Origin of the sequence: Rhodoferax sp. (assembly GCF_044236835.1) — a bacterium.
Taxonomy (GTDB): domain Bacteria; phylum Pseudomonadota; class Gammaproteobacteria; order Burkholderiales; family Burkholderiaceae_C; genus Allorhodoferax.
The window spans coordinates 57363-82665 of the sequence record NZ_JBIIGC010000006.1; the positions used below are offsets into that span (position 1 = coordinate 57363).

The window sequence follows — 25303 nt, forward strand, 5'->3', positions numbered from 1 at the left end:
GGTGTGCCTTCCACGCCGGCGCTCGCTGCGCTCCAACCGAAAGCCCACCGCGTGCCTGATCGAGCGACTTCTGCGATCTCTGACCGTGCGGCCACCCCGCGCCATCTGCCCTTGTTCGCCGCTGGCTTGGCCTGGCTATTGGGCGTTGCGCTGCAGTTGCAACAAACTGCACTCTGGGCCACTTGGGCTTATGGCGCCATGCTGTTTGGCGCAGCGACGGCCTGGGGACTGGGCACGCAGCGCCAGCTGCACGGTGCTCTGCGAAACGTGCTCATCTTGTTGGCGTGGCTGACGGTGGGCTTTGCAGCCACAGGTGTGCGCGCTGGGTGGTACGCATGGGGTGCATTGGACCCGGCGCTGGAGGGGCGCGATCTGCTGGTCACTGGCGTAGTCGAAGACCTGCCCCAACGCAGTGACGTGGGCTTGCGTTTTCGCCTGCGGGTGCTGCAGGCCACACTCCAAGGCGAAGCTGTACAGCTGCCTAACAAGCTGGATTTGGGCTGGTACGCAGGGGTCTACGCGCGGGGCAGCGATTCGGTGGGGCTGCAGCGCCAGCCTTTGCCGCTGCAGCCGGGTGAACGGTGGCGCATGGTGGTGCGGATCAAGGCGCCGCACGGCGGGGCAAATCCGCACGGTTTTGACTACGAGCTGTGGCTGTGGGAACAAGGCGTGGGCGCAACCGGCTATGTGCGCGCCGGGCCTGCAGATCCAGCGCCACAGCGCATGGCGCAGACCTGGCGGCAACCTGTGGACCAGTTACGCCAGCGCGTGCGAGAGGCGATTTTTGCATCCGTTGAGCCAGCGTCCACTGCGGGGCTGTTGGCGGCGCTGGTCGTGGGTGACCAGCGTTCGGTTGAGCCGCAGGATTGGGACGTGTTTCGCAGCACGGGCATTACCCATCTGATGAGCATTTCAGGCCTGCACATCACCATGTTTGCCTGGGCAGCCGCGCTGTTGGTGGGCTCCCTCTGGCGGCGCTCCGTCACGCTGTGCGGCTGGTTCCCCGCGCCCAGCGCGGCGGTACTGGGTGGCATGGCGCTGGCGGTGGCGTACGCCGTGTTTTCAGGCTGGGGTTTGCCCGCACAACGAACTTGCCTGATGTTGGCCATGTTCGGCGCGTTGCGTTTGCGGGGGCTGCGCTGGCCCTGGCCCCACGTGTGGTTGCTGGCGGGTGTGGTGGTCGTGGCGTGGGACCCGTGGGCTTTGCTGCAGCCCGGTTTTTGGCTGAGTTTCGTGGCGGTGGGTGTTCTGTTTGCGAGCAGCGCGCCCGTGGTGGCGTTGGAGGCAGCACCGCAGCGGGTGGCGCTGCGGATTGCGGCTTGGTTGGCGGAGCTGGCGCGGGTGCAGGGGCGACTGACGGTGGCCTTGGCTCCGCTGACCTTGTTGTTTTTTGGTCAGGCATCGGTGGTCGGCTTATTGGCCAATCTGTTTGCCATTCCATGGGTAACGCTGGTTGTGACGCCGTTGGCCCTGCTTGGGGTGGCGGTGCCCGGCGTGTGGGGTGTGGCCGCGGTGGCGATGGACCTATTGGTTACGGTGCTGCGCGGGATGGCGACTTGGCCATTGGCCAGCGTCGTGCTGGCCATCGCACCTGCCTGGGCAGGCGGCTTGGGCACACTGGGCGCGGTGATTTTGGTGCTGGCCTTGCCCTGGCATCTGCGGGTGTGTGGCCTGGCGATGTTGCTGCCCCTGCTGCTTTGGCAATGGCCCGCGCCCGCGCCTAGCCACTTTGCGTTGTTGGCAGCGGATGTGGGGCAGGGTAATGCGGTGCTGGTGCGTACTGCTCGGCATGCGCTGCTGTACGACGCCGGCCCCCGCTACAGCTTGGAAAGCGATGCGGGCGACCGGGTGCTGGTGCCCTTGCTGCAGGCGCTGCAAGTTCCGTTGGATGTACTGCTGCTCAGCCACCGTGACGCTGACCACACCGGCGGCGCGGCGGCGGTGTTGGCCGTGCAGCCCGATGCCCGCGTGCTGAGTTCCATCGAGCGGGACCACCCGTTGCAGGCTGTGCGCACCGTGCAGCGCTGCGAGGCGGGCCTGGCTTGGAGGTGGGACGGTGTGCTTTTTGAAATCTTGCACCCGCGCTCCCAAGACTACCCCGGGCCTGGCGCAGCGCTGCCGCGACCGAACACCTTGTCGTGCGTGTTGCGCATTTCAGGTGGACAGCATGCTGCCCTGCTGGTGGGCGACATTGAAGCTGCCCAGGAGGCCGCCCTGGTACACCGTGGTGCACCGCTGCGCGCCGATGTGCTGTTGGTGCCGCATCACGGAAGCAAAACTTCCAGCACGGCGGCGTTTCTGGATGCGGTGCAGCCCCGGTTTGCTTGGGTGCAAGCGGGCTACAGAAACCGCTTCGGACACCCGGCAGCGTCGGTTCTTGGCCGCTACACCGAGCGTGGCATTGCGGTGCACGACTCGCCCCACTGCGGGGCTATGGCGTGGTCCACGGAGGTGCCTGCAGAGGTGTTATGCACCCGCTTGGTGCAACAACGCTATTGGAACCACAGGGTGCCGTGATGCCGTGGCCGCGCGGCCCTGACCTCGTGCCGGTGGGGTTTGGTATGCTGGTGTAAAGCTTGCTTGACCCAGCGCAGCGACCGAGGAAACTGAGGCCCTATGCATAAATTCGACGAGATGTACACCCAGCTCCCCTACGAGTTTTTTACGAAAGGGGCACAGATTCGGGACCACTACAAGATCTACGACGAATGGCTCGCGAGGCAGCCTGGCGACATGATGGCCAAGCGACGCGAAGAGGCAGAGATGATCTTCCGTCGCGTCGGAATCACCTTTGCGGTATACGGCGAGAAGGACGAAAGCGGCGCCGGCACCGAGCGCTTGATCCCGTTTGACCTCATCCCACGCATCATTCCCGCTCACGAATGGCAGACCATGGAGCGTGGACTGGTACAGCGTGTCAATGCACTCAACCGGTTCATTCACGACATCTACCACGACCAGGAGATCATCAAGGCGGGTATCGTGCCGCGCGAGCAGATCGAAGGCAACGCCCAGTTTCGCCCGGAGATGGTCGGCGTGGATGTGCCGCACGGCATCTATTCCCACATCTCCGGCATCGACATCGTGCGTGCACCCGACGCGCAGGGCAAGGGCGAGTACTACGTGCTGGAGGACAACCTGCGGGTGCCCAGCGGCGTCAGCTACATGCTGGAAAACCGCAAGATGATGATGCGTCTGTTTCCCGACCTCTTCAGTGCCCACCGCGTCGCTCCAGTGGCGCACTACCCGGACTTGCTGCTGGAGACTTTGCGCGCCAGCAGCCCGGCGACCACCGCCGAGCCCACCGTGGTGGTGCTGACGCCGGGCATGTACAACAGCGCCTACTTTGAACACGCGTTCTTGGCCCAACAAATGGGCGTGGAGCTGGTGGAAGGCCAGGATTTGTTTGTCAAAGACAACTTTGTCTATATGCGTACCACCCGTGGTCCACGCCGCGTCGATGTGATTTACCGCCGGGTCGACGACGACTTCCTCGACCCGACGGTGTTTCGCCCCACTTCCACGCTGGGCTGCGCTGGTCTGATTGGTGCGTACAGGGCGGGTAACGTGAGCATTTGCAACGCGGTGGGCACGGGCATTGCGGATGACAAATCCATCTACCCCTACGTGCCGCGCATGATTGATTTCTACCTGGGCGAGAAGCCCATTTTGAACAACGTGCCCACTTACATGTGCCGTAATCCGGACGATTTGGCATACACCTTGGACAACTTAAAGGACTTGGTGGTCAAGGAGGTGCATGGCGCCGGCGGCTACGGCATGCTGGTGGGGCCTGCGGCCACTCGGGCCGAGATTGAGGACTTTCGCAAGGCCGTGCAGGCCAATCCCAGCGGCTACATTGCACAACCCACTTTGAGTCTGTCGAGCTGCCCCACCTTCGTGGAGACTGGCATCGCACCGCGCCACATCGATTTGCGGCCTTATGTGCTCTCTGGAAAAACCGTGCAGATGGTCCCCGGCGGGTTGACCCGCGTGGCCTTGAAGGACGGCTCATTGGTAGTCAACTCCTCCCAAGGAGGAGGTACCAAAGACACATGGATCTTGGAGGCAGATGCGTCGCCCGCGGTTGCCTCTGCTTCATCCGCTTCGCAGTCCCAAAAGCAATAAATCTCAGGCGCAAGGAACTTCGTATGCTGTCAAGAACCGCTGACCACCTCTTTTGGATGTCCCGCTACACCGAGCGGGCTGAAAACACCGCACGCATGTTGGATGTCAACTATCAGACCTCCCTGCTGCCACAGTCGGACGCGGTGGCCCAGGTGGGCTGGCAGGGCCTGCTCTCTATCAGCGAGCTGACTGGCGCCTACACCGAGCGCTATGGCGCAGTGACCGCCCGTAACGTCATGAACTTCATGGTCAAGGACGAGCAAAACCCCTCGTCTATCGTGTCGTGCCTGGGTGCCGCGCGTGAGAACGCGCGTGCCGTGCGCGGGGCTCTCACTACCGAGGTTTGGGAGACACAGAACCAGACTTGGCTGGAGGTCAAACGCATGATCAACAGCGATGTGTTTGCCGCCGACCCGTCGCAGTTTTTTGAGTGGGTTAAGTTTCGCTCTCACCTATCGCGCGGTGTAACGGTGGGCACCATGCTCATGGACGAGGCGCTGCATTTCATGCGCTTGGGTACTTTTTTGGAACGTGCCGACAACACCGCGCGTTTGGTGGATGTGAAGTTTCACGCGGTTCAGAGCGATTTCTATGGCGCGGCCAACGAGCGCGACCAAGAGTATGACTTCTACCACTGGAGCGCGATACTGCGCAGCGTCTCGGCCTTCGAGGTGTACCGCAAGGTGTACCGCGATGTCATTCGCCCTGAGCGGGTGGCCGAGCTGCTGATGCTCAAATCCGACATGCCGCGCTCGCTGCATGCCAGCCTCAACGAGGTGGTCAACAACCTCGTGCTGGTCAGCAGCAATCCTGAGGGTGAAACGCTGCGCCGTGCCGGCAAGCTGCGCGCTGAACTCAAGTACGGTCGTATCGATGAAATCCTGGCCACCGGACTCCATGCTTACCTGACCCAGTTTCTCGACCGGGTCAATGACCTAGGTTCTCACATTAGTCGCGAGTTTCTGGTCTCTAACGACGGCTAAGCTCAGGACAAGGTGCAAATCCCGAGATAATGCGGCCCCACAGGAGCCCCAATGTCTGTCGCACAAATCGACCAAGAGCTTGAGCTCGCACGAACCCACGGCCCGGTCAAGGACATCGTTATCCCGCCGTGCCCGGATTTGCTGCTGGAGTTGCGCAAGGAGTTCGATCAAAAGGACCCCAACCCCGTTGAGATCGCCCGTATTGCGAACAGCGACGTGGCCATGGCAGCCGCGTTGATTCGGGTCGCCAACAGCCCGATCTACGCGCGGTCCCGCGGCGCTGCCACCGTGGGCGAAGCTGTTGCCATGCTCGGTGTCTCGCGGACCGTGCAAATCCTCACCGGTTTTTTGCTGCGCAACACGATTCGCACCAATTCGCCGTTGATTGAGCATTTTTGGGAAACTTCCACGCGGCGCGCGTTGGCCATGGGGTTCATTGCCCGCCAGCTGTACGGCGTAGACGCCGATGTGGCCCACACCTGCGGCTTGTTTTGCCACGTCGGAATTCCGATTCTCTTGCAGGGCCTCAAGGGCTACTCAGGAACCCTGGCTGAGGCGATGGCGCGGCAAGACCGATCCTTCACCCAGACGGAGAACGCATCCCATCGCACCGACCACGCGGTCGTTGGAGCCATCGTAGCCAAGACCTGGCGCTTACCGCCAGTCATCGCCATGGCGGTGCGCCTGCACCATGACTTCACGATCTTTGCCAATGGGCAACTCCCATTGCAAGCGCGCACTTTGGTGGCTATTGCCTTGGTCGCTGAGCACTTGGTGGTGGGCCACGAGGGTGTTCCTGCCTTGCAAGAGTGGGAGCAACACGGCGCAAGCTGCCTGGAATTCATCAATGTCACCCAAGCGGAGGTGGAGTCCTGGGTTGACGCCCTGCACCCACTTTTTGAAAGCGTGGCACTCGCCTAAGCCGGAGTTGCTCTCGCTAGGGCAACACCTGCGGCACCACCACCGCGTCGAGTTCAAGCGAACGAATGGTTTGCGCTGCCTTGTCGGCCTGCGCCTGCGAGTTGAACGGACCGACACGAACGCGGTTGAGCAAGCCCTTGCTGGAACGAACCTTGTCACGCAGCACTGGTTGCCCGGCTTTGCGTAGAACATCGGCGGCCCGACGCGCGTTTTTCTCGTCCGCAAATAAGCCTATATTGACCAAGTAGCGCGTCTCTGGCACCACGGCGCGCTGCGACGCCGGCGCTGCCGGTGCGTCACTTTGGAGCGGCACAGTGGATGGCAAAGTAATCGGTGCCGGTGGTGGTGTTGCGTACGGAGATGGCTTTACGGGAACAGGTGGCGGCTCGGATGGCGTGGTTGGTGGTGGCGGCTCTGGTGATGGCTGCGCCGCGGCGGCGATGGGTGGCACGGTGGAGTCGCGCACCGCACCAGCGCTCGCATTGCCGCTGCTGGTTGGTTCCACCGTGCTGGGTTTTGCGTTCGTCCCCTCGACCGCGCTGTGGGGTAGGGCCAGATAGATCGCCAGCAAGGCACCCACCAAGACCAGGTTGCCAGCAATCACTGACAGCAATCGGCGGCGCGCAGTGCCTTCGCGGCGCAGCATGTCACATGCGTCCTCCAAACGGTCATGACGTTCCAACGCCAGCCCAATCTTTCTAAAGCAATACTGGTATAGCAGAGCATTACCGTAGAGCCCGGGAACACCTACTGCAATGGCCGCCACCACCGCCAGTAGGCCAAGTTGCTCCGCCATCGACAGCTTGAGCACAAGCTGCCCCAAGCCGACCGCCAGCAGCACCAGCGCAACCAAGCCACCCGTGTAGGCGAGTGCAGCGCCCCAAAGCTGGCGCAGCACCATCCAGTTCACCGTGCACAGACCGGCCGCCCAGTTCCAGCGGGGGCCGGTGCGACCCGCCGCATCAAAACTTGCGAAGGCACGCAAGTAGTAGTCTGTGTTCAGTGGGCCCAGTGCCGCGCGGTACAACTCGAGCGTCGCGCTCTTGTCGGACTGGTCCAAGGTGGTGGCGTTCGGGGCGTCGGCAAGCGGTGGCATGACAGCGACCTATTTTTGCATGGCCTGCGCCACTTCCTGACCCAGAGTAATCACCGCCATGGCGTAGTAGCTGCTCCAGTTGTAGCGAGTGATGGCGTAAAAGTTGTCGGTGCCCGCAACATAGTCGGGTGCCTGCGCTCCATTCTGTAGTTCTATCAAGGCCAACTTGCCAGCGTGCTGCAGGCCCACACCCAAGGGGGTTGTGCCTTTGGCGACCATCTCGGCGGGTGTCCAAGTGGGGCGGATGTCAGGCTCAAGCAGTGTCGGCAGGTCCAACTGGGGCGGGTGAAACTCCACCGGGTAGTGTGTGGGCATGCCTGCTTGCCAATGGAAGGCTTTGAGGTAATTGGCTACCGAGCCGATCACATCGGCGGGGCTGTGGAACAGGTCGACGCGGCCGTCGCTGTCGAAATCGATCGCATATTGGGTCCAGCTCGAGGGCATGAATTGGGGCATACCCAATGCGCCGGCGTAGCTGCCGCGCAGCGCCTGGGGGTCGGTTTGGGTGCGGTGGGCCAGTACCAAAAAGGCTTCCAGTTCGGCCTTGAAAAACGCGGTGCGTGCAGCCGCTCTGGGGTGGGCCGTAGGAAAGTCGAGCGCCAAGGTAGTGAGCGCGTCCATCACACGGTGGGTGCCCGTGTGGCGCCCATAAATGGACTCCACTCCCACAATACCCACCACGATGGCAGGCGGAACACCAGTGACTGCTTCGGCACGCTCCAGGCTTTCGCGGTTGGCTTGCCAAAAGCGCACGCCTGCTTGGATGCGGATGGGTTCGATGAACCGGCTTCGGTACAGGTTCCAGTTTTTGGGGGTGCCCACTGCAGGCGCGGCAATTGCTCGGACCACACTGGCGGAGAAGCGTGCTTGCCCGATATGGTGTTGTACCCAGGCGCTGTCGAGGCCGCGTCGCTGTGCAATCTCGTTGGCCAAGGCCATGGCGTCTGCGCGATCTGCGTAGCTCGGCCCAAGCGCTTGCCCTTGGGCAGCTGTCTGCGATGTCTTTTTGGCGGCGGGCTGACCCTTTGCATTAGCTGCCAGCGAGGCGGTGTACAGGCTGGCCGCCAGCACCAATGTGCTCGCACGCAGTACGAAAGTGAGAGTGAGATTCAGCAGCATGGCGGTGGTTTCATCGGGGTGCTGGGTAGGGTGGCCACTCCAGTTGCTTGAATTCTCGCCGCAAGCGGGCCAAAGCCGAGCCGCTGGGCTGGACCGTGCCGTTTTGCGATGCCATGGGCGCAGCGTCCGGACCGTATCGGCTTGCCTCCATGCGCAGGCACCAGGCGCTTACCGCTGCAACGCGAAGTGCGATCGGGTCGGCCGCGCCGCTGGTGGCTGGGGTGGCATGCACCCCTTGCACGATCTCGGCGAGTGTGCGCGGCGTGGGCTGTGCTGGCACCGGATAGCCAGCTTGGCGCATGCGTTGGTGTGCCGCATGCAGCAAACGCAACCACGGGTCCTGGGTACGTTGGGACATCCGTGCCCACACCAAACCTGCCAGGCTGCTGGCCACCATTACCGAGAGCAAGAGGTACGCCAGGTCTTCCCAGGTGGGGGACGCAAACCCGAACTGGCGCAGAAGCTGCAATTGCTGGGACTGGGTGTAGTTCAGCACCCATTGGTTCCAGCGGCTGTTAGCCGCATCCCACAGATTGCGCAGGTTCAGCGCGAACGCAGGGTTCACGTTGACGAGTGCTTCTGCCAGCACGCCCCGGTTGGCCTCGAGGCGCTGTGCAGTGCCAGTTCGTCCGGGGGCGACGGCGGCAGTGGGGTCTACACGTACCCAACCCTGTGTGGCAATCCACACCTCGGCCCAGGCGTGGGCATCGCTTTGGCGCACGGTCCATAGTCCGTCGACGGGGTTGACCTCGCCGCCCTGGTAGCCGGTGACCACCCGCGCTGGCACATCGAGTGCGCGCATCAGGACCACGAAGGCCGACGCGATGTGCTCACAAAAGCCCTGTTTGCGGTCAAACCAAAACTCGTCAGCGGTATGTTCGCCAAACACACCAGGCTCTAAGGTGTACTGGTAACCGCCGCTGCGCAGCCGCGCCAGCACCGCCTCCACCAGCACCGCGCCGGTGGCCTGCGTATAGCGCGGATCGCGCCGCAGGTCGGCGGCCAGCTGCAGGGTGCGCGGGTTGTACCCCGGGGGGAGCGTGAGTTCGTCTTGCAGCGCTGTCACCGCCTGCATGGGCCCGTACTGAAACTCCACATGGCTGCTTGCCCGGTAACGCACCACGCCGGCCAAGGGCTGTTCAGTACTCCACTGCAAGGCGGGCGACATGCGCACGCTTTGTCCGCGCAACTGAGGCGCTTGTGGCGTAGCGTCCAGCGTGAGCAACCAGGGGCGGTTGTTGCCCTCCAGTGTGACTTCATAGTCCACCGGAGCACCGCGCGCCTGCAAGTTGGTTGCAGGTTGCATGGAGGCGGCAAACGCAGAACGCAGGGGCCGCCACTGGCGTCCGTCAAAGTCCGACAGCACCGGCCCGCGAAAATACAGGTCTTTGCGCTGTGGTGGCGCACCATCAAACTGGATGCGCATGGCCACGCTGCTGTCGAGCGCCAAGCTGGCGACACTGCCCACCTGCATGCTGCCTGACAAGCCGCTGCGCCCCTGCATGGCGTCTTCGGGCATGCCCCACAGCGGCGCAATGCGCGGAAAAAGCAGGAACAGCACCAGCATGATGGGTGCGCCTAGTAGCGTCATGCGCGCCGCCATGCTGGCAGCTTGCCGCAAGGGTGGTTTGCCCACCGGCATGTGGCTGTTGACCAGAGCCGTCAACAGCCCAAGCAGGCCGACCACCATGCTCACTGCGATCGGCAAGCTCTGCGAATAAAAGAAGTTCGAGAGCAGGGTGAAGAAGCCCAAAAAAAACACCACAAAGGCGTCGCGCTGCGCGCGCAGCTCCAGGGTTTTGAGCGCCAGCAGCACCACCACAAAGGTGGTTCCAGCATCGCGGCCCAAAAGGGTGCGGTGGCTGACGTAAGTGGCTGCGGCGGTGCCAACCAGCAGGCACAGCAACCACCAGCGCGAGGGCAGGGGCTGGCCCTGCCACGCGATCATGCCGCGCCACAACAGAATCAGCGCGGCCAGCGTGCTGCACCACATGGGCAAATGGCCGGCGTGCGGCGCGATGACCCAGGCGATGACCGCAAGCAGAAACAAGGTGTCGCGGGCTTCCCGTGGCAGATTGTGGAGGCGCTGCATTCACTTGCCCCTGGTTCCCTTGGGGTAGAGCGCCAGCGTCCTCAGACAGGTCCTCAGGTGCTCTTCGCCGCTGCCCGGTGCAACTTCTTGGAGGCCCAGCCGCAACCCGAAGTTGCGTTGCTGGGCATGCGCCGCCAATGTCCACGCACACAGTCTGGCCAGGCGCTGCTCAAGGCCACCCGGCAGTCCGGCAAAGCTACCGGTGTGCGCCATGTCCAGCCACAAAATCCCACCGTGCAGTGGTTCACGGTCCCTGCTCACCAGCGTGTCTGACTTGGCAGCCTTTTTCCAAAGAATGGTCTTGGGTGGATCGCCGCGGCGGTAGGCGCGTACGCCGTCGAAATCTCCATCCTGTTGCAGGGGGCTGCGCGCTGTGGGGGTGTCCTTTGCTTTGTCCAGCGGCAGCGCAGGGGCATGCGGCTCCGGCTCCGGATAGACCAGCACCTGGGCGGCGGGTCGCCACACCGTCCACACTCGAAACGTACCCAGCGGGAACCGGGTTTCGATACACAGCGGCGGCAGCGCCTGCAGGCCACGCCGTTCGGTGCGAAAGCTGATCTGCGCGGTGGCCGAGCCCTGTGCCGGCACATCGTTCCAGCTCCAGTGCGTCGTGCCCCATACGGCAGCGCCCACGCCGTAGCGCATTCGTTTGCCTTGGCTGATCAACTGGACCTGCAATGTGACGGAGCGTCCGGCATACGTGGCCGGCGGTGCAAGCAGGTTCAAGCGCAGCCCACGCAGGTTGGAATGGCCTAAGTGCATGCCTACCAAGGCGCTGCCTGCCAGCAGGAACGTCAACAGGTAGCCTAGGTTGAGCTGGTAGTTGATGCTAGCAACCAGCAAAACCAGCAACGTCAATCCCAACGCCCAGCCCGGGCCGCTGGGAACGATGTAAACATTGCGCTGTGTGAGCGTGACAGTGTCGCGCGGCGCGATGCGGCGCAATAAAAAGCGCCGCATGCGGCCTCGGACCCCTGACGTCAGCAGGTCTCTGAAAAGCGGCACGTGAACCTGGGCGTCCATGACGAGGTGGGCGTTCTAGCGGGTGTGCAGTTGGGCGCGCAAACTCATGTGCAATCAAGTGCGAGTGGGCGGTGGCAAATGCGCTTATCTGGATGTGCTGCAGGGCATGCAGTGGGGTGAGCGTCGCGGCTAGGGAAGCGGCACCGCGCGCAGCATGGCCTGAACTTGCGCCAGCGCACCCAGCCCAGCATCCACGGTGGGGATGAGGCGGTGGCCCATCGTTTGCGGCGCGATGGCCAGTACGTCGTCGGGGGCGACGTAGTCGCGCCCACACAGCAAAGCCTGCGCCTTGGCGGCACGCAACAAGGCAATGCCGGCGCGCGGGCTCAAGCCCTGCACGAACCATTGCCCATTGCGGGTGGCAGCCACCAGGTCTTGTAGGTAGTCCAAGAAGGGCTCCGCGACGTGCACCTGCGCCACCAGGGCCTGCAGTTGTGCCAGCGCGCTTTGGTCGAGCAGATTGGGTAGACGCTCGACCATGTGGCGGCGGTCCAGGCCCGCCAGCAGCTCGCGCTCTGCGCGACGCTCGGGGTAGCCCAGTGATATGCGCATCAAGAAGCGGTCAAGCTGGGACTCCGGCAGCGGGTGTGTGCCGACCTGGTCCAGCGGATTTTGGGTGGCGATGACAAAGAACGGGCTGGGGAGCAGTCGGGTTTGCCCCTCCGTGCTGACTTGCCTTTCTTCCATAGCTTCGAGCAGCGCGCTTTGGGTTTTGGGGCTGGCGCGGTTGATCTCGTCGGCCAGCAGCACCTGGGAAAAAATCGGCCCAGGATGGAAAACAAATGCCTCTTTGGCGCGCTCGTATACCGACACACCCGACAAGTCGCTGGGCAACAGGTCCGATGTGAATTGCACCCGCGAAAACTGCAATCCAAAGGTGCGTGCCAAGGCATGCGCCAAGGTGGTTTTGCCTACACCCGGAACATCCTCAATAAGAAGGTGTCCACCGGCAAGTAAACAGACCATGCAGCCCTGAATCTGCGCCTGTTTGCCAACAATCACCGTGTTAAGCTGATCGCGTATTTTCTTTAGCGTAAGTGGAGCGTCCATTGCATGACCTTACCCGAAAATCCATCGCCACCAATCGAAACTGTGAACAAGACCGGCTACTTCTACCACCCCGCGTGCCGCAAACACGAGATGGGGCAAGGGCACCCGGAGTGCCCTCAGCGGCTTGACGCCATCGAAGATCGTTTGCTGGTGAGCGGCGTGGGTGATTTCCTGGACCGACGCGAGGCTCCGCCAGCGCCTATCGCAGATTTGGAGCTCGCACATGGGCGCATGCACATTGCAGCACTGCGGGGCTTGACCGACCAGCTTCGCGAGGACGCAATGGCTGGCGGGCCTACCCATTCGCAAATCGATCCGGATACCTCAATCAATGCATTCACTTGGGACGCCGCCCTACGTTCCGCTGGTGCCGCCATTGCAGCAACCGACGCGGTGATCGCCGGTGAGATGGAGAACGCCTTTTGTGCGGTGCGCCCCCCGGGTCACCATGCGTGCCGGGACCGGGCCATGGGTTTTTGCTTCTTTAACAACGTAGCCGTCGCTGCCCGCTACGCGTTAGAACGCCATGGCCTGCAGCGCGTGGCCATCGTGGACTTTGATGTGCACCATGGCAACGGTACCGAAGACATCGTCGCTGGTGATTCGCGCATTTTGATGGTGGGCTTTTTTCAGCACCCGCTCTATCCGTACGAGGGTGCAGAGTCATCGGCAGCGAACGTGCTCAATGTACCGGTGCCCGCCTACACCCGGGGCGACGCGGTGCGTGCGCTTGTCAATGCGCAGTGGCTCCCCAGACTGGACGACTTTGCGCCAGAAATGGTTTTTGTCAGTGCCGGTTTCGATGCCCATCGCGAGGACGACCTAGGGCAACTGGGTTTGGTCGAAGCGGATTACGCGTGGATTACCCAACGTCTCAAAGAGGTCGCCCATCGGCACAGCAAGGGGCGCCTGGTGTCTTGCTTGGAGGGTGGGTACCACCTGGGCGCGCTGGCACGCAGTGTCGAAGCCCACATTCGTGTGTTGGCAGATATTTGATTTTTTATGGCACTGGTTCAGAAGGTTCCGGCACCGCAGCCGATCGACGATTTCGAAGGTTGGTTGGCCGCGTTCTCGCAGCCCACTGTGCTGCTCGAGTTGCTGTTATTGGGTTTAGCCGCCTTGCTTGCTTGGGGTGCTGTTGCAGGGCTGCGCCGGGCGTTGGGCGCAATGGATCCGCGTTCGATTTGGTTGGGTCGCAACAACGTAGATGGCGTGTTGTTCCCCTTGTTGTGGCTTTTGCTCGCCTTTTTCGTGCGCCATGTGTTGGGGCATTTTGTCTCGGTGGCGCTGCTAAAAGTCGCAATTCCCGTGTTGCTCTCGTTGTTGGCGATTCGCTTGGGTGTCAAGGTGTTGCAGGCGGCGTTTTCAGACAAACCCTGGGTGCGTTTGTTGGAGCAGACCATCTCTTGGGCGGCCTGGCTAACGATGGTGCTGTGGGTGACCGGCCTGCTGCCAATAGCGCTCAATGAGCTCGACCAAATCAGCTGGAAGGTGGGCGACTCCTCCTTGTCCGTTCGCAGCATGCTGGAGGGCTTGCTCACAGCCAGTGTGGTCCTGATCGCAACCTTGTGGCTGTCCGCGGGCATTGAGACACGCCTGCTGCGCAATGCCAGCGGCGGCGAGCTCTCCTTGCGCAAAGCGGTGAGCAACGCCACGCGTGCCCTGCTCATGTTTGTCGGGCTTTTGGTTGCGCTCTCGGTGGTGGGCATTGACCTCACAGCGCTGTCGGTGCTAGGCGGCGCCATCGGTGTTGGCATTGGCTTTGGTTTGCAAAAGCTCGCCGCCAACTACGTCAGCGGCTTTGTGATCCTTGCCGAGCGAAGTATGCGTATCGGCGACAACGTGCGGGTGGATCAGTTTGAGGGCGTGATCACCGAGATCAATGCACGCTACACGGTTGTGCGCTCCCTCACCGGACGCGAGTCGATTGTTCCCAATGAGATGCTGATCACGAGCCGGGTGGAGAACCTCTCGTTAGCCGACACCAAGGTGTATCAAAGCACCTCTGTGTCAGTGGGTTATGAAAGCGATGTGGCACAGGTATCTGAATTGCTGCTGCAAGCCGCCTTGGCCCAGGCCCGGGTGCTGCGCGATCCGGGCCCGGTGGTGCAGCTGTCGAACTTCGGCACCGATGGCCTGGAGTTCACGGTGGGCTACTGGATTAACGACCCGCAAGCCGGTCAGGGGAATTTGCGTTCCGACATCAACGTCGCAGTTCTTGCGGCCTTGCGCGCCCACGGCGTCACCATCCCGTATCCGCAGCGGGTGGTGCACCAGCGCTGAGCGTGCGCGAGTCTATGCCCGGTGCCGGGCCTGCTCGGTGGCTGCAGACCGCTCGCTATAATAAAAAGCACGGTCGTTCTTTTTTCTGGTTTGGGCCTTGTGCGCGCTGGGCGCCGAGTTGCAGACCGACAGCGACCTCTAGAATCAGTCGATTGACGTAAACGTCAATTCAGTGTCCCTTTTTAACGTCTGGAGCGGTATTCATGAAAGTCCTGGTCAGCGTCAAACGCGTGGTTGACTACAACGTCAAAGTGCGAGTCAAGTCCGATGGCAGCGGCGTCGACACCGCCAACGTCAAGATGAGCATGAACCCCTTTGACGAAATCGCGGTGGAAGAGGCGGTGCGCCTCAAAGAAAAAGGCGTGGTCACCGAAATCGTTGCCATCTCCTGCGGCCCCGCAGCCTGCGCCGAAACCTTGCGCACTGCGCTGGCCATCGGCGCCGACCGCGCCATCTTGGTCGAGAGTTCTGAAGAACTCCAACCCCTGGCCGTGGCCAAGCTCCTCCAGGCCCTGGTCGCCAAAGAACAACCCGGCCTGGTCATCCTGGGCAAGCAAGCCATCGACGACGACTGCAACCAAACCGGCCAAATGCTCGCCGCCCTGGGCGACTGGCCCCAGGCCACCTTTGCCAGCAAAGTCGAAGTGGCTGACGGAAAACTCCTGGCCACCCGCGAAGTCGATGGCGGCTCCGAAACCCTGAGCTTGAGCCTGCCCGCCATCATCACCACCGATTTGCGCTTGAACGAGCCCCGGTATGTGACCCTGCCCAACATCATGAAGGCCAAGAAGAAGCAGCTCGACACCGTCAAGCCCGAAGATTTGGGTGTAGACGTCGCCCCGCGCATCAAAACCCTCAAAGTCTCTGAGCCGCCCCAGCGCAGCGCCGGTATCAAGGTGGCCGATGTGGCCGCTTTGGTAGACAAACTCAAGAACGAAGCAAAGGTGATCTAAATGGCATCCCTCGTCATCGCCGAACACGACAACGCCACCCTCAAAGGCGCCACCCTCAACACCGTGACCGCTGCCCTGCAGTGCGGTGGGGACGTGCACCTGCTGGTAGCAGGCCACCAGGCCCAAGGCGCTGCCGCCCAGGGCGCGCAGATCGCTGGTGTGGCCAAAGTCATCCACATCGACGACGCCGGCTTGGCGCACGGCCTGGCCGAGAACGTCGCAGCCCAGGTGCTGGCCTTGGCTGGCAACTACAGCCACATCGTCTTTGCTGCCACCGCTTCGGGCAAGAACATCGCACCACGCGTGGCCGCCAAGCTCGATGTGGGCCAAGTCTCGGACATCACCAAAGTGGTCAGCCCCGACACCTTTGAGCGCCCCATCTATGCGGGCAACGCCATCGCCACGGTACAAGCCAGCGACGCCACCAAGGTGCTCACCGTGCGCACCACCGGCTTTGACCCGGCAGCCGCCAGCGGTGGCAGTGCCACCGTCGAGGTGCAAGCGGCCGCAGCGGCTGCCAGCAGCGTGCAGTTTGTGCGCAGCGAGATCGCCAAGATGGACCGCCCCGAACTCACTGCGGCCAAGATCATCGTCTCGGGCGGGCGCGCACTGGGCTCCAACGAGAAGTTCATGGAGGTGATGACGCCGCTGGCCGACAAGCTCGGTGCGGCCATGGGTGCGAGCCGCGCTGCGGTGGATGCGGGCTACGCGCCCAACGACTGGCAGGTGGGCCAGACCGGCAAGATCGTGGCGCCCCAGCTGTACGTGGCTTGCGGCATCAGCGGTGCGATCCAGCACCTGGCGGGCATGAAAGACAGCAAGGTGATTGTGGCCATCAACAAGGATGGCGAGGCCCCGATCTTCAGCGTGGCCGACTACGGGCTGGAGGCGGACTTGTTTACCGCGGTGCCGGCTTTGGTGGCGGCGTTGTAAGCCTAGACCATCTTCAAGAAGCGCATCCGCAACGGTGCCCTTTTTTTCAAGCAGACAGGAGACACCCATGAGCTACACCGCACCCGTCAAAGACATGCTGTTCAACATGGCGCACATCGCGCAGTTGGACCAGATCGCGCAGATTCCCGGGTTTGAAGATGCAGGGTTGGATACAGCCCAAGCCGTGCTGGAAGAATGCGCCAAATTCAACCAAGACGTCTTGTCGCCGCTGAATTGGGAAGGCGACAAAAACCCCTCCAGCTGGAAAGACGGTGTAGTCACCGCCACCCCCGGTTTCAAGCAAGCGTTTAAGCAGTTTGTGGATGGGGGCTGGCAGGGTTTGCAGCACCCGGCAGATTTTGGCGGACAAGGTTTGCCCAAGACGATTGGCGCGGCGTGCATCGAAATGGTCAACAGCGCCAACCTCAGTTTTGCTTTGTGCCCCTTGCTCAGCGATGGGGCCATTGAAGCCTTGTTGACTGCCGGGTCGGACGCACTCAAATCGGTGTATCTGGAAAAACTGGTGAGCGGGCAATGGACCGGCACAATGAACCTCACCGAACCCCAGGCCGGCAGCGACCTGGCTCTGGTGCGCACCCGCGCTGAGCCGCAGGCCGATGGCACGTACAAGGTGTTTGGCACCAAGATTTACATCACCTGGGGCGAGCACGACATGGCCGAGAACATCGTCCATCTGGTGCTGGCGCGGGTCCAGGGCGCGCCCGAGGGTGTCAAAGGAATTTCACTGTTTGTGGTGCCCAAGTTTTTGGTTCAGGCCGATGGCTCTGTGGGCGCGCGCAACGATGTGCAGTGCGTGAGTATTGAACACAAGATGGGCATCAAGGCCAGCCCGACCGCGGTGTTGCAGTACGGCGATGCTTTGGCTGGCAGCGTTGCCGACCAGCAGGGCGCGGGCGCCATAGGTTATCTGGTGGGCCAGGAGAATCGGGGCCTGGAGTACATGTTCATCATGATGAACGCGGCCCGCTATGCCGTGGGCGTGCAGGGCATTGCGATTGCCGAACGCGCCTACCAAAAGGCAGTGCAGTTCGCCAAAGACCGCGTGCAAAGCCGCCCGGTGGATGGTTCGGTAGCAGGCAGCGCACCCATCATTTACCACCCCGATGTGCGCCGCATGCTGATGACCATGCGCGCCTACACCGAGGGCTGCCGCGCGATGGCCAGCGCCGCCGCCAGCGCGTTCGACGCCGCGCACCACCACCCGGATGCCGAGGTGCGCAAGGTCAACCAATCGTTCTACGAGTTCATGGTGCCGCTGGTCAAAGGCTTTAGCACCGAGATGAGCCTGGAGGTCACCTCCTTGGCGGTGCAGGTGCACGGCGGCATGGGCTTTATCGAAGAAACCGGTGTGGCGCAGTACTACCGCGACGCCAAAATTTTGACCATTTACGAAGGCACCACCGCCATCCAGGCCAACGATTTGGTGGGTCGCAAAACCGCCCGCGACGGTGGCCAGACCGCGCGCGGTATCGCTTCTCAGATCGAGGCGACCGAAGCTGCCCTGGCCGCAAGTGGCACACCGCACGCGCTGGCCCTGCTGCGTCGCCTCAAGGCTGCGCGTGAGGCCTTTTTGGACGTTGTCGGCTTTGTCGCCGGAAATACCAAAGCCAGCCCGAACGCGGTGTTTGCCGGCAGCGTGCCCTACCTTATGCTCTCGGGCAACCTGGTGGCGGGCTGGCAGATGGCGCGTGGTTTGCTCGCCGCCCAGACCCAGCGCGAAGCGGGGCAGGACGCCGCCTTCATGCAGGCCAAAGTGGAGACGGCGCGCTTTTACGCCGACCACATTTTGAGCAAGGTGCCCGGTCTGCGTGACAGCATCGTTGAAGGTGCGGACAGCGTCACGGCCTTGGCGCTTGACGCGTTTTGAGGCCCTGGCTGGCCGCACTGATTTCTACCAACCCTGGAGCCCGCATGTCGAAACTTCCCGCCGCATTGGCCAACCTGCCGTTCCCGGTGATCGGCTCGCCGCTGTTCATCATCAGCAACCCCAAGCTCGTGATCGCCCAGTGCGTTGCCGGCGTGGTGGGCTCCATGCCCGCGCTCAATGCGCGCCCGGCCGAGCAGTTGGAGGAGTGGTTGATTGAAATCACCGAGGCCTTGGCCGCCCACGATGCGGCCCATCCCGAATCGCCCGCGGCGCCGTTTGCGGTTAACCAGATCGTGCACAAAAGCAACGAGCGCTTGCAGCACGATATGGAGCTGTGCGTGAAGTACAAGGTGCCCATCATCATCACCTCGCTGGGCGCGCGCGAAGACATCAATGCCGCCGCCCACAGCTACGGCGGCGTGGTCCTGCATGACATCATCAACAACAAGCATGCGCATAAAGCCATCGAAAAGGGCGCCGATGGCCTGATCGCAGTGGCCGCAGGTGCCGGCGGCCATGCCGGTGTGAAGAGCCCATTTGCTTTGGTGCAGGAAATTCGCCAGTGGTTTGATGGCCCTCTGGCCTTGAGCGGCTCCATTGCCACCGGTGATGCGGTGCTGGCGGCGCTGGCCATGGGCGCGGACTTTGCGTACATCGGTTCAGCCTTTATTGCCACCGACGAGGCCCGCGCTGCACCGGCTTACAAGGAGTGCATTGTTGCCAGCGACTCCGACGATATCGTCTACAGCAACCTGTTCACCGGCGTGCACGGCAACTACCTCGCGCCGAGCATCCGCAATGTCGGTATGGACCCGGACAACCTGCCAGTGAGCGACCCCAGTGCGATGAACTTTGCGGGTGACAAGACCAAGGCTTGGAAAGACATCTGGGGCTGCGGCCAGGGCATTGGCGCGGTAAGCAAAGTGCAACCGGCCGCCGACTACATCGCCCAACTCAAGCGCGAGTTCGCTGCCGCCAAGGCGCGCATCCTCTAGCGCGCTTTGCCAAGTTCCCATTGCCGTTGTCGCTCGCGTGCGCCGTTTTTCTGCGCGTCGCTGGTCGTGGCGTAACAGCGCGGGCAGCTGACGCCAACCTCAAAGTAGGGCGAGCTTTGCGCACCCTCTGGCAAGGGTTGGCGGCAGGCCCGGCACAGCTGGTGCGGGCCGGGCACCAGGCCGTGTTTTACAGACACCCGCTCGTCAAACACGAAGCACGCGCCTTGCCACAGGCTTTGCTCCGCCGGAACCTGCTCCAGGTATTTCAGAATGCCGCCCTCCAAGTGGTACACCGACTCGTAGCCCAGGCTGCGCAGGTAGGCGGTGGACTTCTCGCAGCGGATGCCGCCGGTGCAAAACATCGCCACTTTGGGCTGGGATGGCGGATCGGCAGCGGTGCTGCGCCGCTGCGCTTGCCAACGCGCGATCCAGGCTGGAAGGTCAGAAAAGGTGTTGATCTGGGGATTGATGGCGCCTGCAAAGGTGCCAAGCTCGACCTCGTAGTGATTGCGGGTGTCGATCACCACCACATCGGGGTCCGAGATCAGTGCGTTCCAGGCCTCGGGTTTCACATAGGTACCGGCCATGCGGCTGGGGCTGATGCCGGGTACCTGCATGGTCACGATCTCCTTTTTGAGTCGCACCTTCATGCGGTGGAAGGGCGCCCGTTCGGAAAACGACTCTTTGTGCTGCAGGTCGGCCAAAGGTGGGTGGTCGCGCAGGCGCGCGAGCACCGCATGCACGTCGTCTGGACGGCCTGCGATCGTGCCGTTGATGCCTTCTGGTGCCAGCAGCACCAAGCCCTTGACGGCCCGGGCTTCACAGGTTGCGAGCACCGGTGCACGCAGTTCCTGACAGTGGGGCAGGTCGACAAACTTGTAGAACGCTGCGGTCAGGAACGCATCCATGGTGGGTGTCCTGTCAAGGGTTGTCGGTCTGCCACCGCTTGGATTGCGCGCCAACAACCCTTTGCCGCCTAGCTAAAAAAGCTCCGAAGCCGGTCGGTCCAACTGTCACCCGTGGGCGAATGTTTGCTTCCGCCGCGCTTGAAGGACTCGTCGAGCTCTCGCAGCAGCTTGCGCTGGTGTTCGCTAAGTTTGACCGGTGTTTCCACCACGATGTGGCAATACAGATCCCCGGGGTAGCTCGCACGCACACCCTTGATGCCTTTGCCGCGCAGGCGGAATTGTTTGCCGGTTTGGGTGCCTTCCGGAATGTCGATGGCTGCTTTACCAGCCAGGGTAGGCACATCGATTTCACCGCCCAAGGTCGCGGTGATCATGCTGATGGGCACAGAGCAATGGATGTCGTCGCCATCGCGCTCGAAGATGTCGTGCTTCTTGAGCCGGATTTCGATGTACAGGTCACCGGGCGGGCCGCCGTTGGTGCCTGGCTCGCCGTTGCCCGCGCTGCGGATGCGCATGCCGCCGTCAATGCCAGCGGGGATTTTCACCTCGAGTGTTTTCTGGCGTTTGACCCGGCCCTGGCCTTGGCAGGCGATGCAAGGCTCTGGAATGACTTTGCCCACGCCGCGGCAGGTGGGGCAAGTTTGCTGCACGCTGAAAAAGCCCTGGCGCATTTGGACCGAACCTGAGCCACTGCAGGTGCCGCAGGTTTTGACCTGGGTGCCGGGCTTGGCGCCGGTGCCTTTGCACACCTCACAGTGGTCCCAGCTGGGGATGCGAATTTGGGCGTCTTTGCCGCGCGCAGCCTCTTCCAGGGTGATTTCCATGGCGTAGCTGAGATCGCTACCGCGGTAGACCTGGCGGCCACCGGCGCGTCCTCGCTGCTGCCCAAACATGTCGCCAAAGATGTCACCAAAGGCCTCGGCAAAACCACCGTAGCCTTCAGCGCCACCGCCAGCTCCCCGGTTGGGGTCCACGCCCGCATGGCCGTACTGGTCGTAGGCGGCGCGCTTTTGGGCATCCGATAGCATCTCATAGGCTTCTTTTGCCTCCTTGAAGCGCTCCTCCGCCACCTTGGACGCGTCGCCCTGGTTGCGGTCCGGGTGGTGCTTCATGGCCAGCTTGCGGTAGGCCTTTTTGATGTCTTCTTCCGAGGCGTTTTTGGCGACGCCCAGAATCTCGTAATAGTCTCGTTTCGCCATGTTTTTCTTGCGCCCATCTACAACACAAAAGCCGCGTTGAGCCACCCAAGGTGTTCAACGCGGCGCGCTTTGGCGGGCCTCGCCAGGAGGCAAATCAGCCTTTTTTGACTTCCTTGACTTCCGCGTCCACAACGTTGTCATCGTTGGGCTTGGACGACTGCGACGCCTGCTCGGGGCCAGCATCTTGCGTGCCAGCCTCTGCGTCTTGCTTGGCCTGCATGTCGGCGTACATTTTTTCACCCAACTTTTGGCTGGCGGCCATGAGCGCAGAACTTTTTTCTTGAATAGAAGTTTTGTCCTCGCTCTTGAGGGCGTCTTCCAAGTCTTTGATGGCGGCCTCGATCTTTTCCTTTTCGCCAGCGTCGAGCTTGTCACCGTACTCGGTCAGGCTCTTTCGCACGCTGTGTACGTTGGCGTCCGCTTCGTTTTTGGCCTGAACCAGTTCGAGCTTCTTCTTGTCGTCTGCGGCATTGAGTTCGGCATCTTTCACCATTTGCTGGATCTCGGCCTCAGACAGCCCAGAGTTGGCTTTGATGGTGATCTTGTTTTCCTTGCCGGTTCCCTTGTCCTTGGCGCCCACATGCAAGATGCCGTTGGCGTCGATGTCAAACGACACTTCGATTTGCGGCGTGCCGCGCGCGGACGGCGGGATGCCTTCGAGGTTGAACTCGCCCAGCATTTTGTTGGCGCTAGCGATTTCGCGCTCGCCCTGGAACACCTTGATGGTCACGGCGGGCTGGTTGTCTTCGGCGGTAGAGAAGGTCTGCGCGAACTTAGTCGGAATCGTGGTGTTTTTCGTGATCATCTTGGTCATCACGCCACCAAGCGTTTCGATGCCCAGTGACAGCGGCGTCACATCCAGCAGCAGCACGTCCTTGCGGTCGCCCGACAGCACCTGGCCTTGGATAGCTGCGCCCACTGCCACCGCTTCATCGGGGTTCACATCTTTGCGCGGTTCGCGACCAAAGAGTTCCTTGACCTTTTCTTGCACCTTGGGCATGCGCGTCATGCCACCGACCAGAATCACGTCGTGGATATCGGCCACCGAAACGCCTGCGTCCTTGATGGCGGTGCGGCAGGGCGCGATAGTGCGTTCGATTAGCTCTTCGACCAGGCTCTCGAGCTTGGCGCGGGTGAGCTTGATGTTGAGGTGCTTCGGTCCGGTCGCATCGGCAGTGATGTAGGGCAGGTTCACATCGGTTTGCGAGCTGCTGGACAGCTCTATTTTGGCCTTCTCAGCCGCTTCTTTGAGGCGCTGCAATGCCAGAACGTCCTTACCCAGGTCCACGCCTTGCTCTTTCTTGAACTCAGCAATGATGAAGTCGATGATGCGTTGGTCGAAATCTTCGCCGCCCAAGAACGTGTCGCCGTTGGTCGACAACACTTCGAACTGCTTCTCACCGTCTACATCAGCGATTTCAATGATAGACACGTCAAAAGTGCCGCCGCCCAGGTCATACACCGCGATCTTGCGGTCGCCTTTTTCACTCTTGTCCAAGCCGAAGGCCAGCGCTGCCGCAGTGGGTTCGTTGATGATGCGTTTGACATCCAGGCCAGCGATGCGACCAGCGTCTTTGGTGGCCTGGCGTTGCGCGTCGTTGAAGTACGCTGGAACGGTGATGACTGCTTCAGTGACGGCTTCACCCAAGTAATCCTCGGCGGTCTTTTTCATCTTGCGCAGCACATCGGCGCTCACCTGCTGGGGGGCCATGCGGTTGCCGCGCACCTCCACCCAGGCGTCGCCGTTGTCGGCGGCGGCGATGGTGTAAGGCATCAGGTCGATGTCTTTCTGCACTTCCTTCTCGGAAAATTTGCGTCCGATGAGACGCTTGACGGCATACAAGGTGTTCTTGGGGTTGGTCACCGACTGGCGTTTGGCAGAGGCGCCGACCAGCACCTCGCCGTCTTCTTGGTAGGCGATGATGGACGGCGTGGTGCGCGCGCCCTCGGCGTTTTCGATCACTTTGGGGGTGTTCCCTTCCATGATGGCCACGCAGCTGTTGGTGGTGCCGAGGTCAATTCCGATGATTCTTCCCATGGGGTACTCCTGCATTTATTGAATTCAGATGAAAGGGATGTGCGGGCGAATTTGCGGGTTTCAAGTTGTATTTGTCCCTGAAATCCGCAGCGCCCGCACCCGCAAGCGACGGTGCGAGCCGCTATTTGGGCGCTGACACCGTGACCAAGGCGGGTCGCAAGGTGCGCTCGGCGATGGAATAGCCTTTTTGGAGCACACCCACCACCGTGTTGGCCTCCAGCTCGGATGGCACAACGCTGATAGCTTGGTGCAGCCGCGGGTCAAACCTGGTTCCCGGGGCAGGCGCAATCGCGACGACTTTGTTGCGCTCCAGCGCTGCGATCAGTTGGCGCAGCGTGGCCTGCGCGCCCTCGCGAATTTGCTCAGCCGTGGCGTCCTTCACGACCAGCCCGGCTTCCAAGCTGTCTGCTACGGGCAGCAGACTTTCAGCAAAGCTTTCGAGTGCGAACTTGCGGGCTTTGGAAATCTCGTCTTCGGCACGGCGGCGTGCGTTTTCGACGTCTGCTTTGGCCCTCAGGTATTGATCGGCGAGCTCGGCACTTTTGGCTTGTAGGTTGGCCAACTCGGCCTGTACTTTGGCGAGGGTGTCTGCTTCGTGCATGGCCATGGCGGCGGCGAGATCCTGCGCACTGGGAGCGATAGATGCGGTGGCTTCAGATTGTTGCTGGGGGGTGGGTTCGGTCATACGCTGCGATGGCTGTTGATCGGTTGGGCACATCTGGGGTCCATGCGCCCGAATTCAAGAGGGCATCCGCCGGGGAGGTAGCAGACGCCATATCGTCTGGCTTAGTCGGACAAGCCCAGCAGTTCAACCTCAAATTTGAGAGTGGCGTTGGGTGGGATCACGCCACCGGCGCCACGGGCGCCGTAGCCTAGGTCGGCAGGGATGAGCAAGGTACGTGTGCCCCCCACTTTCATACCTGCCACGCCCTCGTCCCAGCCGCGGATCACCATGCCCGCGCCTAAACTGAATACAAAGGGGTCGTTGCGGTCTTTGCTGGAGTCGAACTTGGCGCCTTGCAGGCCTTGGTTGTAAAGCCAACCGGTGTAGTGCACCGTCACGTCGTGGCCAGGCGCCGCAACCGGGCCGCTGCCCTCAGTGGTGTCTTCGTATTGGAGTCCGCTGGCAGTGGTGTGCATTTTTTGTGTGAAATTGGAGTGGCTTGGAAGGGTGCTGTGCGGATTGCACGGCAACGGTCAGGACCAGCGTTCATTGGAAGGCTGGCGCGGGAATTATGCCGCAGCGCTTAGGGCGTATCGTGGTGCGCAATTGGAGCTGACCCGCAGGGCGACCAAGGTGTGTGTTGGGTGTGAGCCAACTCGGGTTTTCGCCTTGTCAGGTGCACGGTCCGGTGATAAGGTGGATCACCCCTACAAAGCACGCTGCGGAGAACTTCATGGAATACAACTTTGACCAAGTTCACAACTACTACGAACGGCTTGTGTTCGAGGAGGTTGCACGCTGGTCGCAGGCGCCGGTGTACCACGCGTTCAGTGCTGACATGTTGGCCGATGTGGCCTGTTTGGCGCTCAACCGCCTGCCGGTGCGCTACGTGCGCCACGATGTGGACATGATGTTCTACCTAACAGAGCAGGAGCGTCAGGTGATCGAAGACTCGATGCAAAAGGTGCTGACATTTGCTTTTGCATTTGTGCAAGAGCGATCGGCCAGATCCTCACGCTTGGGAGAGTGA

The 25303-nt window shown here is 61.9% G+C and carries 21 protein-coding genes; 11 read left to right on the top strand and 10 right to left on the bottom strand.

Features of this window, described 5'->3' with window-relative positions:
- Positions 1-51 precede the first annotated feature (51 nt).
- From ACILRC_RS05955 to ACILRC_RS05970, 4 genes are all read left to right on the top strand, one after another.
- The gene (locus ACILRC_RS05955) at positions 52-2517 is read left to right on the top strand and encodes a DNA internalization-related competence protein ComEC/Rec2 (RefSeq protein WP_395668440.1); all 2466 of its coding nucleotides are present in this window, start codon (positions 52-54) and stop codon (positions 2515-2517) included.
- A gap of 99 nt (positions 2518-2616) precedes the next feature.
- Positions 2617-4128 (top strand): circularly permuted type 2 ATP-grasp protein, encoded by a 1512-nt coding sequence (locus ACILRC_RS05960; RefSeq protein ID WP_395668441.1) that lies wholly within the window; start codon positions 2617-2619, stop codon positions 4126-4128.
- A 23-nt stretch (positions 4129-4151) separates the two neighbouring features.
- Positions 4152-5111 (top strand): alpha-E domain-containing protein, encoded by a 960-nt coding sequence (locus tag ACILRC_RS05965; protein ID WP_395668442.1) that lies wholly within the window; start codon positions 4152-4154, stop codon positions 5109-5111.
- Positions 5112-5162: 51 nt separating this feature from the next.
- Positions 5163-6032 carry an HDOD domain-containing protein gene (locus ACILRC_RS05970; RefSeq protein ID WP_395668443.1) on the top strand — a complete coding sequence of 290 codons (870 nt, stop codon included), beginning with the start codon at positions 5163-5165 and terminating at the stop codon, positions 6030-6032.
- Positions 6033-6048: 16 nt separating this feature from the next.
- Here the strand turns inward: ACILRC_RS05970 and ACILRC_RS05975 are convergent, their stop codons facing one another.
- The 5 genes from ACILRC_RS05975 to ACILRC_RS05995 all read right to left on the bottom strand — a co-directional run bounded on the left by ACILRC_RS05975 (position 6049) and on the right by ACILRC_RS05995 (position 12412).
- Positions 6049-7128 (bottom strand): SPOR domain-containing protein, encoded by a 1080-nt coding sequence (locus ACILRC_RS05975; RefSeq protein WP_395668444.1) that lies wholly within the window; start codon positions 7126-7128, stop codon positions 6049-6051.
- A gap of 9 nt (positions 7129-7137) precedes the next feature.
- Positions 7138-8247: a lytic murein transglycosylase B gene (gene mltB / locus ACILRC_RS05980; protein WP_395668445.1), complete on the bottom strand. Its 1110-nt coding sequence runs from the start codon at positions 8245-8247 to the stop codon at positions 7138-7140.
- Positions 8248-8257: 10 nt separating this feature from the next.
- Positions 8258-10339, bottom strand: coding sequence for a transglutaminaseTgpA domain-containing protein (locus tag ACILRC_RS05985; RefSeq protein ID WP_395668446.1), 2082 nt, complete (start codon positions 10337-10339; stop codon positions 8258-8260).
- Complete coding sequence (locus ACILRC_RS05990; RefSeq protein WP_395668447.1) at positions 10340-11362, bottom strand: DUF58 domain-containing protein; 1023 nt, start codon at positions 11360-11362, stop codon at positions 10340-10342. It lies immediately after the preceding gene.
- Positions 11363-11491: 129 nt separating this feature from the next.
- The gene (locus ACILRC_RS05995) at positions 11492-12412 is read right to left on the bottom strand and encodes an AAA family ATPase (protein WP_395668448.1); all 921 of its coding nucleotides are present in this window, start codon (positions 12410-12412) and stop codon (positions 11492-11494) included.
- A gap of 42 nt (positions 12413-12454) precedes the next feature.
- Between ACILRC_RS05995 and ACILRC_RS06000 the strand changes: the two genes are divergently transcribed.
- From ACILRC_RS06000 to ACILRC_RS06025, 6 genes are all read left to right on the top strand, one after another.
- Positions 12455-13408 (top strand): histone deacetylase family protein, encoded by a 954-nt coding sequence (locus tag ACILRC_RS06000; protein WP_395668525.1) that lies wholly within the window; start codon positions 12455-12457, stop codon positions 13406-13408.
- 6 nt (positions 13409-13414) lie between these two features.
- Positions 13415-14695 (top strand): mechanosensitive ion channel family protein, encoded by a 1281-nt coding sequence (locus ACILRC_RS06005; RefSeq protein ID WP_395668449.1) that lies wholly within the window; start codon positions 13415-13417, stop codon positions 14693-14695.
- A 203-nt stretch (positions 14696-14898) separates the two neighbouring features.
- The gene (locus tag ACILRC_RS06010; RefSeq protein WP_395668450.1) at positions 14899-15648 is read left to right on the top strand and encodes an electron transfer flavoprotein subunit beta/FixA family protein; all 750 of its coding nucleotides are present in this window, start codon (positions 14899-14901) and stop codon (positions 15646-15648) included.
- Positions 15649-16581, top strand: a complete 933-nt coding sequence (locus tag ACILRC_RS06015; protein ID WP_395668451.1) for an electron transfer flavoprotein subunit alpha/FixB family protein — start codon at positions 15649-15651, stop codon at positions 16579-16581.
- A gap of 67 nt (positions 16582-16648) precedes the next feature.
- The gene (locus tag ACILRC_RS06020; protein ID WP_395668452.1) at positions 16649-18469 is read left to right on the top strand and encodes an acyl-CoA dehydrogenase; all 1821 of its coding nucleotides are present in this window, start codon (positions 16649-16651) and stop codon (positions 18467-18469) included.
- 44 nt (positions 18470-18513) lie between these two features.
- Positions 18514-19464: an NAD(P)H-dependent flavin oxidoreductase gene (locus ACILRC_RS06025; protein ID WP_395668453.1), complete on the top strand. Its 951-nt coding sequence runs from the start codon at positions 18514-18516 to the stop codon at positions 19462-19464.
- On the opposite strand, the gene ACILRC_RS06030 is transcribed toward ACILRC_RS06025, so the two are convergent.
- The 5 genes from ACILRC_RS06030 to ACILRC_RS06050 form a co-directional block, all read right to left on the bottom strand.
- Complete coding sequence (locus tag ACILRC_RS06030) at positions 19461-20372, bottom strand: rhodanese-related sulfurtransferase (protein WP_395668454.1); 912 nt, start codon at positions 20370-20372, stop codon at positions 19461-19463. The two genes, ACILRC_RS06025 and ACILRC_RS06030, sit on opposite strands and share 4 nt — an antisense overlap.
- A gap of 68 nt (positions 20373-20440) precedes the next feature.
- Entirely contained in the window at positions 20441-21571 is a 1131-nt protein-coding gene (gene dnaJ, locus ACILRC_RS06035) for a molecular chaperone DnaJ (RefSeq protein ID WP_395668455.1), read from the bottom strand.
- 94 nt (positions 21572-21665) lie between these two features.
- Positions 21666-23609, bottom strand: a complete 1944-nt coding sequence (gene dnaK / locus ACILRC_RS06040; protein ID WP_395668456.1) for a molecular chaperone DnaK — start codon at positions 23607-23609, stop codon at positions 21666-21668.
- A gap of 121 nt (positions 23610-23730) precedes the next feature.
- Positions 23731-24294 carry a nucleotide exchange factor GrpE gene (grpE, locus tag ACILRC_RS06045; protein WP_395668457.1) on the bottom strand — a complete coding sequence of 188 codons (564 nt, stop codon included), beginning with the start codon at positions 24292-24294 and terminating at the stop codon, positions 23731-23733.
- A gap of 101 nt (positions 24295-24395) precedes the next feature.
- Positions 24396-24749, bottom strand: a complete 354-nt coding sequence (locus tag ACILRC_RS06050; protein ID WP_395668458.1) for an FKBP-type peptidyl-prolyl cis-trans isomerase — start codon at positions 24747-24749, stop codon at positions 24396-24398.
- A gap of 257 nt (positions 24750-25006) precedes the next feature.
- On the opposite strand from ACILRC_RS06050, the gene ACILRC_RS06055 reads away from it, so the two are divergent.
- Positions 25007-25303, top strand: a complete 297-nt coding sequence (locus ACILRC_RS06055) for a late competence development ComFB family protein (RefSeq protein ID WP_395668459.1) — start codon at positions 25007-25009, stop codon at positions 25301-25303.

What these genes read in the sequence shown, in the direction of transcription:
- ACILRC_RS06010 (WP_395668450.1), top strand. Translation starts at nt 14,899, where the DNA reads ATGAAAGTCCTGGTCAGCGTCAAACGCGTGGTTGACTACAACGTCAAA.
- ACILRC_RS06005 (WP_395668449.1), top strand. Translation starts at nt 13,415, where the DNA reads ATGGCACTGGTTCAGAAGGTTCCGGCACCGCAGCCGATCGACGATTTC.
- ACILRC_RS06025 (WP_395668453.1), top strand. Translation starts at nt 18,514, where the DNA reads ATGTCGAAACTTCCCGCCGCATTGGCCAACCTGCCGTTCCCGGTGATC.
- grpE (WP_395668457.1), bottom strand. Translation starts at nt 24,294, where the DNA reads ATGACCGAACCCACCCCCCAGCAACAATCTGAAGCCACCGCATCTATC.
- ACILRC_RS05960 (WP_395668441.1), top strand. Translation starts at nt 2,617, where the DNA reads ATGCATAAATTCGACGAGATGTACACCCAGCTCCCCTACGAGTTTTTT.
- ACILRC_RS06020 (WP_395668452.1), top strand. Translation starts at nt 16,649, where the DNA reads ATGAGCTACACCGCACCCGTCAAAGACATGCTGTTCAACATGGCGCAC.
- ACILRC_RS05990 (WP_395668447.1), bottom strand. Translation starts at nt 11,362, where the DNA reads ATGGACGCCCAGGTTCACGTGCCGCTTTTCAGAGACCTGCTGACGTCA.
- dnaK (WP_395668456.1), bottom strand. Translation starts at nt 23,609, where the DNA reads ATGGGAAGAATCATCGGAATTGACCTCGGCACCACCAACAGCTGCGTG.
- ACILRC_RS06030 (WP_395668454.1), bottom strand. Translation starts at nt 20,372, where the DNA reads ATGGATGCGTTCCTGACCGCAGCGTTCTACAAGTTTGTCGACCTGCCC.
- ACILRC_RS06055 (WP_395668459.1), top strand. Translation starts at nt 25,007, where the DNA reads ATGGAATACAACTTTGACCAAGTTCACAACTACTACGAACGGCTTGTG.
- ACILRC_RS05995 (WP_395668448.1), bottom strand. Translation starts at nt 12,412, where the DNA reads ATGGACGCTCCACTTACGCTAAAGAAAATACGCGATCAGCTTAACACG.
- mltB (WP_395668445.1), bottom strand. Translation starts at nt 8,247, where the DNA reads ATGCTGCTGAATCTCACTCTCACTTTCGTACTGCGTGCGAGCACATTG.
- dnaJ (WP_395668455.1), bottom strand. Translation starts at nt 21,571, where the DNA reads ATGGCGAAACGAGACTATTACGAGATTCTGGGCGTCGCCAAAAACGCC.
- ACILRC_RS06015 (WP_395668451.1), top strand. Translation starts at nt 15,649, where the DNA reads ATGGCATCCCTCGTCATCGCCGAACACGACAACGCCACCCTCAAAGGC.
- ACILRC_RS05985 (WP_395668446.1), bottom strand. Translation starts at nt 10,339, where the DNA reads ATGCAGCGCCTCCACAATCTGCCACGGGAAGCCCGCGACACCTTGTTT.
- ACILRC_RS05975 (WP_395668444.1), bottom strand. Translation starts at nt 7,128, where the DNA reads ATGCCACCGCTTGCCGACGCCCCGAACGCCACCACCTTGGACCAGTCC.
- ACILRC_RS05965 (WP_395668442.1), top strand. Translation starts at nt 4,152, where the DNA reads ATGCTGTCAAGAACCGCTGACCACCTCTTTTGGATGTCCCGCTACACC.
- ACILRC_RS06050 (WP_395668458.1), bottom strand. Translation starts at nt 24,749, where the DNA reads ATGCACACCACTGCCAGCGGACTCCAATACGAAGACACCACTGAGGGC.
- ACILRC_RS05970 (WP_395668443.1), top strand. Translation starts at nt 5,163, where the DNA reads ATGTCTGTCGCACAAATCGACCAAGAGCTTGAGCTCGCACGAACCCAC.